This is a genomic window from Neisseria sp. DTU_2020_1000833_1_SI_GRL_NUU_006, from assembly GCA_032388755.1.
Classification (GTDB): Bacteria; Pseudomonadota; Gammaproteobacteria; order Burkholderiales; family Neisseriaceae; genus Neisseria; species Neisseria sicca_C.
This window is the reverse complement of the sequence record CP135593.1, coordinates 22,403-36,349: the sequence shown is the minus strand read 5'-3', so window position 1 is coordinate 36,349 and position 13,947 is coordinate 22,403. Positions and strand designations below refer to the sequence as shown.

The following is a 13,947-nucleotide window of genomic DNA, read 5'->3' as shown; positions in this document are numbered from 1 at the left end:
CTGTGAAATTTTAAAAAATCAGGCATAAAGCTTGCGGATAATGTCCAGTACGGCATCGTTTTGCCCGGGGCTGCCGATGGTAATGCGGACGCACTGCGCCAAAAGCGGATGCGTGCCGTGGAGTTTCTTAATCAGGATGCGGTTTTCTTTAAGCGTGTTAAACAATGCGTCTGCATCGGGAACGCGCACGGTAATGAAATTCGCTTCGCTGGGGAAGGCTTTCAGACGACCTATGGCGGACAATTCGTTGAAAACGCGCTCGCGCTCGGCTTTCAAAATATCGATGGTCGTCTGAATCGCGTCATGGTGTTGCAGGGCGAATTTGGCGGTCGCCAAGCTTAATTGGTTCATATTGTAGGGCGGCAGGATTTTCGCCAGCTCGTCCATTACGGCGGGGCTTCCTGCCGCATAGCCGATGCGCAGTCCGGCAAAACCGATTTTGCTGATGGTGCGCATCACGACCAGATTTTCAACGCTGCCCGCCTGCGGCAGAAAACTGTCGCGGCTGAATGCGCCGTATGCTTCATCGACAACCACGATGCCGCGCGCCGCGCGGATAATGGCTTCGACTTCTTCGCGGCGGAAACATACGCCTGTCGGATTGTTCGGATAGGCGATGAAAATCAACGCGGGCTGATGTTTTTCAATGGCGGATAAAACGGCGGGCAAATCAAGCGTGAAATCTTCATTGAGCGGTACGCCGACATAATTCATGCCGTACAGCTCGGCATTATGCCGATACATCACGAAACTCGGCTCTACCGCCAGCATGGTCGCGCCGGATTGGGCAACGAGCAGGGTCATGAATTGGATTAACTCGTCCGAGCCGTTTCCTAAAGCGATGGCGGCAGATTCAGGAATATCGAAGGCTTTTCTTAAAGTTTCCTGCATCCCGCTGGCGGCGGGATTGGGGTAAAGATGAATCGGAGCTTGGGCAATCAGCCTCAGCCATTCGTTTGACAGCTCGGGAAAACGGGCAAACGGATGATACGGGCTTTCCATTGCATCCAGTTTGATGAAGCCTTCTGGCAAGTCGGCAATTCGGTAGGCGGACATGGCTTTGATGTCGTCGCGGATGAAATTAGCTGTATCTTTCATGCTCTTCTTCCAGACTATCTTTATTATTCCGAAATAAACAAATGGTTTATTTCATAATATAACACAGTTTTTTTAAACTATCAGATAAAAATCAATAAATCAAATATATCCGGGTATATTTTCTCATTTTCTTTATTTTTTAAATATTCATATACTTAATATTCTGACAACCGTTACATTAAAATACGATATGTATTTTAAAATATATACTTGCATTATAATTTCATTTTTTACAAAACTACCGAATATAAATTTAAAATATTAAAGATACTATGATTTCAAATGCTGTTCGAATTTTCGTATCGTCTTTGACATCTAAATTCAAGCAAAATCATTTCTATCTCGAATTGATTTTTGTATTTGATTAGGTTGACTGCAAATGGCAGAATTTCATTGCTTCGACTAAAAGTATGCCTATTTTTACTACAACGGTGCTTTATTTTATAATAATGCCTAATGTATTTTTCAAAAAGTCTGAATAATTATGAATTGGAAAAAAACGGTGGCTGCATGGTATTTGTGCCTAATACCGTTCTCTGCCTACGCCTTGAATCTCGGCAAAATCCCGCCGGACGAAATCTCCGTCTACGTTCAAGAACTGGATAGCGGCAAAATTATTGAGTCGCACAGAGTCGGAGAAGCGGTCAATCCCGCATCAACGATGAAGTTGGTAACAGCATTTGCGGCATTCAAAGCTTTGGGCAAGGATTACCGCTGGGCTACGGAATTTAAAAGTGAAGGCATAATCAACGGCGATACGCTGGAAGGCGATATTTATTGGGTAGGCAGCGGCGATCCCGTGTTCGACCAGGACGGGCTGAAGGATGCCCTGCAACAACTGCAAAACAAAGGCATCAGGCATATTAAAGGCAGCCTGGTACTTGACCGCCATCTCTGGGGTACCGTCGGCAACCCTCCGGATTTCGAATCCGACGCAGGTTCACCGTTTATGACCGCCCCCGATCCGAATATGCTGGCTTACAAGGTTGTCTGGCTCAGGCCGCAGTCAGATGGTGCAGGCGGCATTACCGTCGAGACCTCGCCTCCCCTACCCGATATTCCTATTGAAAACAAAACCGTACTGTCAAACGCTTTGAAATGCGGCGCATTGCAAAATCATATGCGTGCCGGCTATTCCGGTGGAAAGCTACATATCGGCGGTAAGGTTCCGGAGAGTTGTTTAGGCGGGGAAATGCATATCAACATGCTCTCCTCCGTAGAATTTGCACACAAAAGCTTTGTTAATCAATGGCGCGCACTTGGCGGTACGATTTCAGACGACCTCAAAACCGCTCCTGCACCGAGTAACGCAAAAACGCTGGCAGTTTCGCGCTCCAAACCGTTGTCAGACATACTGACCGACATGAACAAACATTCCAACAACCTGATTGCACGGTCCGTATTCTTAAAACTTGGCGGCAACGGCGACAGCGAAACCGCACGCAGAAAAGCAGCGGAAGCGGTTTCCCTGGAATTGGCGACTGCAGGGGTAGATACGGAAAACCTGGTTTTGGAAAACGGTTCGGGCTTATCGAGAAGCGAGCGCGTTACCGCGCACATGATGGGGCAAATGCTGGAAAAAGCCTATTTCAGCCCGTTTAAACAAGAATTTATCGACACGCTGCCGATTGCCGGACAGGACGGAACATTGAAAAAACGCCTGAAGCAACCCGGCAGCCGCCTGCGTCTGAAAACCGGCACGCTCAAAAACGTGCGGGCACTGGCAGGCTACTGGCTGGGCGACAAGCCGATGATTGTCGTCGTAATCATCAACAGCCCCAAAGCCTCTGCCTACCTTCACGACTTGGATGCGTTGGTTTCCCAAATAGTCTTACCCGGAGGAAACGATTGGATAGACGCAAAACTGACCTGCAAAGAGCGGATGGCAGTTTAAACCATGCCAGAAATAATCCGACTTTGATTTTCCGTCATTAAAAAGGTCGTCTGAAAACTTTCAGACGACCTTTTATATTTTCAACATTTGCAAATCAACCATCTATAACTCAACAAACCTGTATCCGTACTCATCGACTTCCAATATAGAAGCATAGTCGCTACGCCAATCTCCCAGCACAATACGCGTATATGCGTTCTCTTCGTGGATATGTTCGCGGTGCGTATGTCCGTGAATCAGCAAGCTGACGCCGTAATTTTGGACGGTATCAGAGGTAAACTTGGGATTGACATCCATAATTTCAGCAGCCTTATATTGCTTGTCGTGCTTACTGGTATGGCGGATTTTACGCGCAATATTTAAACGCAGCTTGAGGGGCAACATGAGAAACAACCGTTGCAACCATTTTTGATGAACTGTTTTCCTGAATTTCTGATAACGCACATCATCGGTACACAAAGTATCACCGTGGCAAATCAAAGCCGGCGTACCGTATAAATCGACGACAGAATATTCCGGCAGCAGTACCATGCCCGCTTGCCTTGCGAACTTCCCACCTATCAGGAAATCACGGTTTCCGTGAACAAAAAAACATTCCACCCCGCCCTCTGCAACGTTACGGACGGCACGGGAAACAGTATCCGTCAATTCGGAATGTTCGTCGTCCCCTATCCAAAAATCAAACAGGTCGCCCAAAATATAAACCGCCCTCGCAGACGGTGCTTTTTCGCGCATGAAACGCAAAAACAGCTCGGTCAACTCAGGACGGGTTTCACTCAGGTGTAAATCGGCAATAAAATAAGTCGGCATAACGGCTGCAATATATGAAATCTCAGGCCATTATAGGTTTTCAGACGACCTTTGTATATTTAAAGGTCGTCTGAAAACATTTCAGATCGGATCAATGAAGGTGATTCTTCCCGCCTCGAGAAATAATTTTCTGGTAAGTCTCCTGATTGTGGACATCACTGATAGGAACAACATAAAAAACTCATTACTGCGGACAAATCGGTTGATCAGATCCGAACGGATAGAGGTAAGATCGTGATACAGCAGGCTCAGACCTCTACGTAATACATGTTTCCAATCCATGTAGTTACGCGCATTCGGACGAATATCGTTCATCGCATCCAATGCCAACAATTTATGGTTTTGCGTTTTTTTATCAACGGGATGGGAATAAATTGAATGGAAATACAACATATCGCTACTGTCTTCTTCGCTAAAAAACGGCGGCAGACTCAACGAAGCACCGACATTCCCCAAAGGATAGTCATCGGTCAGATAGTGAACCGCATATAAAAACAGCGAACCGTTGGTGTAATTCAGCTTTTTTAATGCCTCAACAGCAGCAATAGTTGTACATTGATGATCGGTATGGACATCAATATTCGGCGAAGGCGTAACAATAACATCCGGACGGAATGATTCGATGACGTAAGCCATATTGTCCACCAAATCATGCCAATTCGAACCACCGTGCAAACCCTCTGATATGGCAGATTTATTGGCCCGCCGGAAAATACCCACGTCTGCCGTCTCCAACTTGGCAGAAGGAATTTCACGCTCGGGGTGGCGATATAAAGTTTTCAGCGTCGTATCAAAAAAACCGAGCTGCAAAATGTTTTCAGACGATACCCCTGCCAAAAGCGGAACGGTCAGACTGTTCCAGACCCGCATCCGCCCCTTTTCCAAATATTGCTCCTTAGTTTCCGTAGGACAGCGTTTGCAGAAAAGGTTTTCATAATGGAAACGCCCTGCTTCGCTTGCCGTTACCGTTACCACCATCGAATTTTCAGCATATTTTTCATACAGACCGTAAGCTGCCAACTCCGCATCGTCAGCGTGCGGCGCAAGCACTAGGATTTTTTTATCATCCAAAGACATACGCGGATAAACAGTCAGTCTGACTTCCTGATTTTTCAACAAGACCCTTCTGCTCCTCAAGGAAATTTCCCGACTTTCAGCATCAAACATATCGCTGAAGTTCAAATATCTCACGCCTCTACCGCCAAATTCGATGTAATGTTTCCAAATACCTTTGCGGGTTTCAATCTCAATATAGGGCAACAACCATTTGCCCAACAAAGAAGTTTCAACACTGACCGCAGCCAAGACCGTATCATTAATATCCACTTCTTGAGGTAGCTTAATAACCCCCTCCTCTAATTTCGACACGAAATGCTGTGGCAAACAGTCATAGCGATAATCCTTTGTAACGTCATAAGCAAAGCGTTTCATGTGCATTCTCATAATTATTATCAAGAAGCACACCAACCCAATTATCAATACTGCAAGCATTGTAAATAATGACATTCTTAACCCCTGTAATTATTTTTTAAAATATTACATTTGTGAATTTGCAAATTCATACATTTAGCATTTTTATAGTGATTTCTTTGTTGAATGAGAGATTTACAAAAATCTAAATGTAATATTTGAAAATTTTCTTATATTTATCAATATTACACAAGCTTCAAATTAATTTTAAGTTCTTCAAAACCCCCGTCTGCTAATATAAAATTCATAAAATACATAAAATTCATAATATTATCAGATAGATATTATTGCCACACAGCTGCCGTGCCGATATATATAATCAATAACGTACATTGTCATATATTTGCAAAAATCACATTTTCAAAAAAAAGCCTAGAGAATTTTTTTTTGCAACCGCAATCGGACCATATTCATATTCTTCAAGCGCTAACATTTGCTTCAACCGCTCGCGAATAACAGTTTTCACAAAATCATGGCGTACTTCTATTCAACAAATCAGATAAATGAAACGTTCAACCTAACTTCTTGGCCAAACAATGAAAAAGGTCGTCTGAAACCCGTGTAATAGGTTTCAGACGACCTTTTGACTCTCAGGTGTTGCCCACCTGCTTTTAAAAATTACGCTTCTTTATTTTCGGTCGCTTTTTGACGCAGGCGCAAGCTCAATTCGCGCAGTTGTTTGTCGTCCACCGCATTCGGTGCGTTGGTCAGCAGACATTGGGCGCGTTGGGTTTTCGGGAAGGCAATCACGTCGCGGATGGATTCGGCACCGGTCATCAGCGTTACCAGACGGTCGAGGCCGAATGCCAAACCGCCGTGCGGAGGCGCGCCGAATTTCAGGTTGTCCAAGAGGAAGCCGAATTTTTCCTGCTGCTCTTCAGGGCTGATTTTCAGCGCGGCGAACACTTTTTCCTGTACGTCGGCACGGTGGATACGGATGGAACCGCCGCCGATTTCCCAGCCGTTCAACACCATGTCGTAGGCGCGGGCCAGGCAGTTTTCAGGATCGGACGCCATCAGGTCTTCATGGCCTGGCTTGGGCGAGGTGAACGGATGGTGCATGGCCGCCCAGCGGTCGCCGTCTTCGTCGTATTCGAACATCGGGAAATCAACGACCCACAAAGGTTTCCATTCGTCCACGAAGTAGCCGTTTTCCGCGCCGTGTTCCAAGCCGACTTTGATACGCAAAGCGCCGATGGCTTCGTTCACGACTTTGGCTTTGTCTGCGCCGAAGAAGATGATGTCGCCGTTTTGCGCGCCGGTACGCGCAATGATTTCTTTCAGGGCGTTTTCGGACAGGAATTTCACAATTGGAGATTGCAGGCCGCTGTCTTCGCCGTTGGAAAGGTTGCTGACATCGTTCACTTTGATGTACGCCAAACCTTTCGCGCCGTAGATGCCGACAAATTTGGTGTATTCGTCGATTTCTTTACGGCTGAATTTCGCGCCGTTCGGTACGCGCAGGGCAACCACGCGGCCGCCTTTCATGTCGGCTGCGCCGCGGAAGACTTTGAATTCTTCCGTTTTCATCAGGTCGGTCAGCTCGGTAAATTTCAGGCTGATGCGCATATCGGGTTTGTCGGAGCCGTAGTAAAACATGGCTTCGGCGTAAGGCATACGCGGGAAATCGCCCAAGTCCACGCCCAATGCGTCTTGGAAAACTTGTTTTGCCATGCCTTCGGTGATGTCCATGATTTCATCCTCGTTCAAGAACGAGGTTTCCAAGTCGATTTGGGTGAATTCAGGCTGGCGGTCGGCGCGCAAGTCTTCGTCGCGGAAGCACTTGGTAATTTGGTAGTAACGGTCGAAACCCGCCACCATCAACAGTTGTTTGAACAATTGCGGCGATTGCGGCAGCGCGAAAAACTCGCCCGGATGAACGCGGCTCGGCACGAGATAGTCGCGCGCGCCTTCTGGAGTAGAGCGGGTCAGCATCGGGGTTTCGATGTCGATGAAGCCTTGCGCATCCAAATAACGGCGAACACCCATAGCAACTTGATAACGCAGGCGCAGGTTGCGCTGCATCACCGGACGGCGCAGGTCGATAACGCGGTTGGTCAGGCGCACGTTTTCGCTGATGTTTTCGTCGTCAATTTGGAACGGCGGCGTAGCGGCGGCGTTCAACACTTCGATTTCTTTGGCAAGGATTTCGATTTTGCCGGAAATCATTTTGTCGTTGGTCGTGCCTTCGGGACGGTTGCGCACGCGGCCGGTAATGCTCAAAACGTATTCGTTGCGGGCGGAATCGGCAGTGGCAAACGCTTCGGGCGTATCGGGGTCAATCACGACTTGGACGATACCTTCGCGGTCGCGCAGGTCGATAAAAATCACACCGCCGTGGTCGCGCCGGCGGTGTACCCATCCTTTGACGGTTACGGTTTGGTCTAAGTATTGCTCGCTGATCAGGCCGCAATAGTTGGTACGCATAAAATCACCTTTTTATATTGTTCAATTTGAAAAGAAGGAAAAGGTCGTCTGAAAAAAGACACCTTAATTGTTTTGTTCTGTATCGCCGTTTTCAGACGACCTGTGTTCTGCCAAAGCCTTGACCCGAACTTCATCCGGCATCACCATACCCATCGAAATCACATATTTCAATGCTTCGTCCACGCTCATATCGAGTTCGCGCACGTCGCTCTTTTTCACCATGATGTAATAGCCGCCGGTCGGGTTGGGCGTGGTCGGCACATAGACGGAGAGATAGTCGTCATCGTGCGGCAGGCTGCCTTTGAGTTTGTCGGGAATATGCCCTGATACAAAGGCAATCGTCCAAATATTGGGTTGCGGGAATGGAACCAGCACGGGCGTTCTGAACGAGCGGCTGCTGTCGGAGAGCAGGGACTCGGATACTTTTTTGACGCTGGAATAGATGGACTTGACGACGGGAATCCGTCCCAACAGGCTGTCCCATGCGGCGAGGATTTGACGCCCCAAAACGTTGGCGGCGAACACGCCGGTCAGAAACAAGACGACAATGGCGGCAATAATGCCCAGGCCGGGAATGTTGAATCCCCAGAAATATTGGGGCTGCCATTGCTCGGGCAGCAGGCTGATTAGCCGGTCGGCGGCAGATATGATATAGCTGACCGCCCAAATGGTTACGGCTATTGGCAGCCATACCAGCATGCCTGTAATCAGATATTTTTTTAATGCCTTGGCAACTTTTCCGCCTTCGGCCGTTTGTTCCGTCATCTTCTGTGTTATTCCGACAAATATCGCCCAAACGTTGCATTATACGCGTTTGGGCGATAGGAAACGAGTGTTTTTAATATGGGAAGGGTGTTTGTTTTGCTTTCAGACGACCTGTGTGCAACATGATGTAAAAGGTCGTCTGAAAACAGGGTCGGGCATCAAATTCCGTCCCAGTCGTTGAACATCAGGCCGATGCCGATGCCGTTTTGTTTGTGGTTGTAATCAATCAGGCTTTCGCCGTAGCCGTGAAAGCCGCGCACGACGCCTTTGAGTTTGCCTTTAATCGGGAAAGTATAGGCGGCTTCAACCGCGCCGTGTCCGGTTTTGGGATTGTAGCGCAGCAGGGACGAAATATTTTGTTTGTCGTTCAGACGGTATTGCAGCTTCAAATCGCCATAACCCATATAGTCGGTAATGTCGGGATTGTCGTTGTTTTCGCCGGTCTGATCAAAGGCGCGCATCCACACGCGCGGGATGACGGTCAGTTTGCCCCATTCCATCCCCGCCAATGCGTAAACGCGGTTCCATGAGCGAGATTCGGGGCGGCTTTGTCCGTTGGATTGGTGGACGAAGCCTGCGCCGACCATCCGCAGTTTGCCGCCGAACGGCAAATCTGCCTTCACGGGCTGGGTCAGGAAGATTTCGGGTTCGTAATCGGTATTGCGGAACGGCGCGGATTTTCTGCCTTGGTTGTAAATCTGCCAATCGGATTTTTGGGTATAGCCGAACCACAAATCCGCGCGGGTTTTAAACAAATCTTCGGCGATTTTGCTTTTGAACGAAACTTGCAGTTTGGTTTCTATGTGTTTCTGTTCGCTGAATTTTTCCTGATTGGTCGTGCCGCGCGAAGGGGAATGGGGATGCAGGTTGGGCGAGCTGTTGTACCATGCGGGCATCAGGTACATGGGATTGTGCTCGCGCACGCTCAATAAGCCGCGCGAGTCATTTTTGTCCAAATCGTACATCAGGCTCAACGGCGTGTAGGCATCGGCTGTGATGCGGAGATTGTCTTCCGAAAGTGTGGATTGTTCTTTATTTTCGTCAAACACAATCGTCGCCGCCTTTTTCTCGCGGCTAGTGCTGATGGTTTTGGGCAAATCGACCGGCGCTTTGGCGGCTTCTTCGCGAATGATGGGCAGCGGTGCTTGCGGCGGCAGTTGAGCCGAGTAAATGCTGTCGTAACACGCCAAACGGGTGGCATTGTCTTGAATGGAGGTGCATTGCAAAGCTGTGTCGGCATAGGCGACAGGGGCGGCTGTTCCGCCGATAAGGATAAGCATCAAAGCGCGCCGACATTTGGAGAATGACGGTTTTTTGTTCTTTAGGGCATTGCTTTGCGCCAAATCGTGTTTCAACATCTTGTTCATCATTTCATTCATGGGATTGCCGATTGGATGTTTTCAGATGACCTTTTGCCTGAAAATCGGGATTAATCGTTTGAAAAACAGATTAAACCGCATTTTACCGCCTTGCGCCTTCTTTACGGCAGGTCGTCTGAAAAGTTTACATCAACTTGCATCACATACGGCAATGCCCCTGAAAGGTTAAGACCTCAGGGGCATCGTTATCTGCTTGCCTGTCCCGACGCGATAAAACGCCAAGAGGATGGGCGAAAAAGATTAAGCCAATGCTTTTACTTTGGCAGACAGACGGCTCTTATGGCGGGCTGCTTTGTTTTTGTGGAATACGCCTTTGTCAGCGATACGGTCGATGACTTTGACGGACTCTTGGTAAACTGCTTGAGCAGCAGCTTTGTCGCCGGCTTCAACTGCTTTCAACACTTTTTTCACCGCGGTACGGAATGCAGTACGCAGGCTGGCGTTGTGGGCGCGTTGTTTAACCGATTGGCGGGCACGTTTGCGGGCTTGTGCGCTGTTTGCCATATTGAATATCTCCTGAAAAAATAAATTCTGTAAACGCGCAATTTTAAAGACAGATTCCTCTATATGCAAGTATTTTCTCTGTTCGTGCGCGCAAATCGCCCGTATTTTGCCCAAAAACGACATCTTGTGCAACGCCGTTTTCCCGAGCCTAAGAAATCGTGCCTTATTTCAATAAAAATCAGTCAGATATTGCTTTGAGTTCTCACCCACTTCCATTACAATAGCCCCGCTTTGCGCCGGGGTATTGATGGGGTGCAGAGTGTTCATTTTCCGTTAACAATCTTTCATCAGGAATCTGCCCGTATGAAAAAATCCGTATTAGCCGTATTGGCGGCATTATCGCTGGCCGCTTGCGGCGGTGGCGAGAAAAAAACCGAGCAACCTCAAGCAGGCAGCGCGCCTGCTGCCAATGCCGAAGCAGCCGCCACCGATACTTTGAACATCTACAACTGGTCGAACTACGTTGACGAGAGCACCGTTGAAGACTTCAAAAAAGCCAATAAGCTGAAGCTGACCTACGACCTTTACGAAAACAACGAAACCCTCGAAGCCAAAATGCTGACCGGCAAATCCGGCTATGACTTGGTCGTTCCCGGCATCGCCTTCCTGCCCCGTCAAATCGAAGCGGGTGCTTATCAAAAAATCAATAAAGACCTGATTCCCAATTACAAAAACATCGATCCCGAATTGTTGAAAATGCTGGAAACTGCCGACCCGGGCAACCAGTATGCCGTTCCTTATTTCTCCGGTGTCAACACTTTGGCAATTACGGCGAAGGGCAAAGAACTTTTGGGCGGCAAGCTGCCTGAAAACGGTTGGGATTTGCTGTTCAAGCCTGAATACACCAACAAGCTGAAATCATGCGGTATCGCCTTGTGGGACACGCCGAGCGAGATGTTCCCAATTTTACTGAATTATTTGGGTAAAGACCCCAAAGGCACAAATCCTGATGATTTGAAAGCGGCGGCGGAAGTGCTGAAAGCCATCCGTCCTGATGTAAAACGTTTCAGTCCGTCCATCATTGACGAACTGGCGCGCGGCGACATCTGTCTTGCGGCCGGTAACGGAGGCGACTTGAACTTGGCGAAAGCGCGTTCCGAAGAAGTGAAAAACAATGTCGGCATCGAAGTGTTGACGCCGAAGGGTATGGGCTTCTGGATTGAATCTTGGCTGATTCCCGCCGATGCGAAAAACATTGCCAATGCCCACAAATACATCAACTATACGCTTGATCCCGAAGTGGCTGCGAAAAACGGCATTGCCGTTACCTTTGCGCCTGCAAGCAAACCGGCACGCGAGAAAATGCCTGCCGAGTTGGTTAACACCCGCTCCATCTTCCCGAATGCTCAGGATATGAAAGACGGTTTTGTGATGCCGCAAATGAGTTCGGATGCGAAGAAACTGTCGGTTAATCTGTGGCAGAAGATTAAAGTCGGTTCAAACTGATGTTTTGAAGTGAAAGGTCGTCTGAAAATCTTGAATTGGAGTTTTCAGACGACCTTTGCTTATTAATCGAACTGAAGAAGGCAACTTGCAATCCAGCTTCAAAATGTCAACAATTTTATGAACGAAGATACAAGATCCAAGAAACCCAAATCATATTTATCCTATAAAAATCAAAAAGCAATCTTCACAATATTCAAACAACGTTAAAAGATGAAAGATTTTGTCTTGATTGAACAGGCGGTTTGCGTTATCGTTTGCATTCTTTCATTCATAAACTCTGTGTTTCATTCCAATTGATTGGACAGTCTGACTGTCGCCGTGTTCCTTCAATGCGCGTACCCTAAACCGCTGCTTGGAGGGCTTGCATTACAGGTGCTGTGGCGAGGCGGGTTGCCCCTATTGGTTTGAAGCCGTATAAAAGAGGTCATTATGCAATTATCAGGTGCACAAATCATAGTGCAAAGTCTCAAAGCCGAAGGTGTAGAGTATGTTTTCGGCTATCCGGGCGGCGCAGTCATCGAAATCTACGACGCTATTTTCCAACTCAATAAATTCAAGCACATCCTGACCCGACACGAGCAGGCGGCGGTACACGCGGCAGATGCGTATGCGCGCGTCAGCGGCAAAGTTGGCGTCGCGCTGGTTACTTCCGGTCCGGGCGTGACCAATGCGCTGACAGGCATTGCCACCGCATACAGCGATTCGATTCCGATGGTGGTCATCAGCGGACAGGTCGGCAATTCGCTCATCGGTACGGATGCGTTTCAAGAGGTGGATACGGTCGGCATTACCCGTCCGTGCGTCAAACACAATTTCTTGGTAACCAACGTCAACGAGCTTGCCGAGACCATTAAAAAGGCATTCCAAATCGCCGCCAGCGGCCGACCCGGTCCGGTCGTAGTCGATATTCCCAAAGATGTAACGCAGGCGATGGCGAAATTCAGCTATCCGCAGGAAGACATCTTTATCCGCTCTTACCAACCTGTCGTGCAAGGCCATATCGGGCAGATTAAAAAAGCCATCCAAATGTTGGCTTCCGCCAAACGTCCGATCGTTTATTTCGGCGGCGGCGTGGTATTGGGCAATGCTTCGGAAGAGCTGACGAAATTTGTCCGCATGACGGGCGCACCGTGTACCGGCACGCTGATGGGGCTGGGCGCGTACCCTTCAAGCGACCGCCAATTCTTGGGTATGCTGGGTATGCACGGCACTTACGAAGCCAACCTCGCCATGCAAAACGCAGATGTCGTATTGGCAGTGGGTGCGCGTTTTGACGACCGTGTCGTCTCCGTTCCGTCCAAATTCTTTGAAAAAGCCAAAAAAGTCATTCATATTGATGTTGACCCGTCCAGCATCGCCAAACGCGTCAAAGTCGATATTCCGATTGTCGGCGATGTGAAAAACGTCTTGTCCGAAATGATTGCTTTGTGGGGCAAGCAGGATGCACCTGCCGCCGACTCTTTGGACAAATGGTGGAAAAACATCGAAGAATGGCGTTCGCGCAACTGCCTGTGGTTTGACAACGACAGCGAAATCATCAAGCCGCAATATGTCGTGCAGAAACTTGCCGAAGTTACCGGCAATTCCGCCATCATCACTTCGGACGTGGGACAACACCAAATGTTCGCGGCGCAATATTATCCGTTCGAACGCCCGCGCCAATGGCTCAATTCCGGCGGCTTGGGTACGATGGGTGTAGGTTTGCCGTATGCGATGGGCGCGAAACTTGCCGCCCCCGATCAAGACGTGTTCTGCATTACCGGCGAAGGTTCGATTCAGATGAACATCCAAGAATTGTCCACCTGCTTCCAATACCGCATTCCGGTAAACGTCGTTACCCTCAACAACGGCTACCTCGGCATGGTTCGCCAATGGCAGGAACTGTATTACGGCAACCGCGAATCGGAAACCTATTTCGATTCTCTGCCCGATTTCGTCAAACTGGCGGAAGCATACGGGCACATCGGCATCCGCGTGGATAAAAAATCCGATGTTGAAGGTGCGCTTTTGGAAGCAGTCAAACAAAAAGACCGTCTGGTATTTATCGACTTCTTGACCGATAAGAAACAAAACGTGCTGCCCATGGTCGGCAACGGCAAAGGTTTGGACGAAATGGTTCTGCCGCCGCACATGCGCGAAAACCCGAAAGCGTAA

The 13,947-nt window shown here is 48.5% G+C and carries 10 protein-coding genes; 3 read left to right on the top strand and 7 right to left on the bottom strand.

Annotated elements, in window-relative coordinates; translation table 11 throughout:
- Positions 1 to 18 precede the first annotated feature (18 nt).
- Positions 19 to 1,098, bottom strand: coding sequence for a histidinol-phosphate transaminase (gene hisC / locus RSJ68_00155; protein ID WNU97220.1), 1,080 nt, complete (start codon positions 1,096 to 1,098; stop codon positions 19 to 21).
- 484 nt (positions 1,099 to 1,582) lie between these two features.
- Between hisC and dacB the strand changes: the two genes are divergently transcribed.
- Positions 1,583 to 2,992: a D-alanyl-D-alanine carboxypeptidase/D-alanyl-D-alanine-endopeptidase gene (gene dacB, locus RSJ68_00150; protein ID WNU97219.1), complete on the top strand. Its 1,410-nt coding sequence runs from the start codon at positions 1,583 to 1,585 to the stop codon at positions 2,990 to 2,992.
- Positions 2,993 to 3,094: 102 nt separating this feature from the next.
- Here the strand turns inward: dacB and lpxH are convergent, their stop codons facing one another.
- The 6 genes from lpxH to rpsT form a co-directional block, all read right to left on the bottom strand.
- Positions 3,095 to 3,802 (bottom strand): UDP-2,3-diacylglucosamine diphosphatase, encoded by a 708-nt coding sequence (gene lpxH / locus RSJ68_00145; protein WNU97218.1) that lies wholly within the window; start codon positions 3,800 to 3,802, stop codon positions 3,095 to 3,097.
- 81 nt (positions 3,803 to 3,883) lie between these two features.
- Positions 3,884 to 5,233 carry a PIG-L family deacetylase gene (locus RSJ68_00140; protein ID WNU97217.1) on the bottom strand — a complete coding sequence of 450 codons (1,350 nt, stop codon included), beginning with the start codon at positions 5,231 to 5,233 and terminating at the stop codon, positions 3,884 to 3,886.
- A gap of 657 nt (positions 5,234 to 5,890) precedes the next feature.
- Positions 5,891 to 7,699, bottom strand: coding sequence for an aspartate--tRNA ligase (gene aspS / locus RSJ68_00135; protein WNU97216.1), 1,809 nt, complete (start codon positions 7,697 to 7,699; stop codon positions 5,891 to 5,893).
- A gap of 63 nt (positions 7,700 to 7,762) precedes the next feature.
- Entirely contained in the window at positions 7,763 to 8,464 is a 702-nt protein-coding gene (locus tag RSJ68_00130) for a DUF502 domain-containing protein (protein WNU97215.1), read from the bottom strand.
- A 158-nt stretch (positions 8,465 to 8,622) separates the two neighbouring features.
- The gene (locus RSJ68_00125; GenBank protein ID WNU97214.1) at positions 8,623 to 9,843 is read right to left on the bottom strand and encodes a phospholipase A; all 1,221 of its coding nucleotides are present in this window, start codon (positions 9,841 to 9,843) and stop codon (positions 8,623 to 8,625) included.
- 240 nt (positions 9,844 to 10,083) lie between these two features.
- Entirely contained in the window at positions 10,084 to 10,347 is a 264-nt protein-coding gene (gene rpsT, locus RSJ68_00120; protein WNU97213.1) for a 30S ribosomal protein S20, read from the bottom strand.
- Between the two features lie 303 nt (positions 10,348 to 10,650).
- Between rpsT and RSJ68_00115 the strand changes: the two genes are divergently transcribed.
- Both RSJ68_00115 and ilvB read left to right on the top strand, forming a co-directional pair.
- A complete protein-coding gene (locus RSJ68_00115; GenBank protein WNU97212.1) occupies positions 10,651 to 11,793 on the top strand; it encodes an extracellular solute-binding protein in 1,143 nt (380 codons plus the stop codon).
- Positions 11,794 to 12,222: 429 nt separating this feature from the next.
- Positions 12,223 to 13,947 carry a biosynthetic-type acetolactate synthase large subunit gene (ilvB, locus tag RSJ68_00110; protein WNU97211.1) on the top strand — a complete coding sequence of 575 codons (1,725 nt, stop codon included), beginning with the start codon at positions 12,223 to 12,225 and terminating at the stop codon, positions 13,945 to 13,947.

What these genes read in the sequence shown, in the direction of transcription:
- lpxH (WNU97218.1), bottom strand. Translation starts at nt 3,802, where the DNA reads ATGCCGACTTATTTTATTGCCGATTTACACCTGAGTGAAACCCGTCCT.
- ilvB (WNU97211.1), top strand. Translation starts at nt 12,223, where the DNA reads ATGCAATTATCAGGTGCACAAATCATAGTGCAAAGTCTCAAAGCCGAA.
- dacB (WNU97219.1), top strand. Translation starts at nt 1,583, where the DNA reads ATGAATTGGAAAAAAACGGTGGCTGCATGGTATTTGTGCCTAATACCG.
- rpsT (WNU97213.1), bottom strand. Translation starts at nt 10,347, where the DNA reads ATGGCAAACAGCGCACAAGCCCGCAAACGTGCCCGCCAATCGGTTAAA.
- RSJ68_00125 (WNU97214.1), bottom strand. Translation starts at nt 9,843, where the DNA reads ATGAATGAAATGATGAACAAGATGTTGAAACACGATTTGGCGCAAAGC.
- RSJ68_00130 (WNU97215.1), bottom strand. Translation starts at nt 8,464, where the DNA reads ATGACGGAACAAACGGCCGAAGGCGGAAAAGTTGCCAAGGCATTAAAA.
- aspS (WNU97216.1), bottom strand. Translation starts at nt 7,699, where the DNA reads ATGCGTACCAACTATTGCGGCCTGATCAGCGAGCAATACTTAGACCAA.
- RSJ68_00115 (WNU97212.1), top strand. Translation starts at nt 10,651, where the DNA reads ATGAAAAAATCCGTATTAGCCGTATTGGCGGCATTATCGCTGGCCGCT.
- RSJ68_00140 (WNU97217.1), bottom strand. Translation starts at nt 5,233, where the DNA reads ATGAAACGCTTTGCTTATGACGTTACAAAGGATTATCGCTATGACTGT.
- hisC (WNU97220.1), bottom strand. Translation starts at nt 1,098, where the DNA reads ATGAAAGATACAGCTAATTTCATCCGCGACGACATCAAAGCCATGTCC.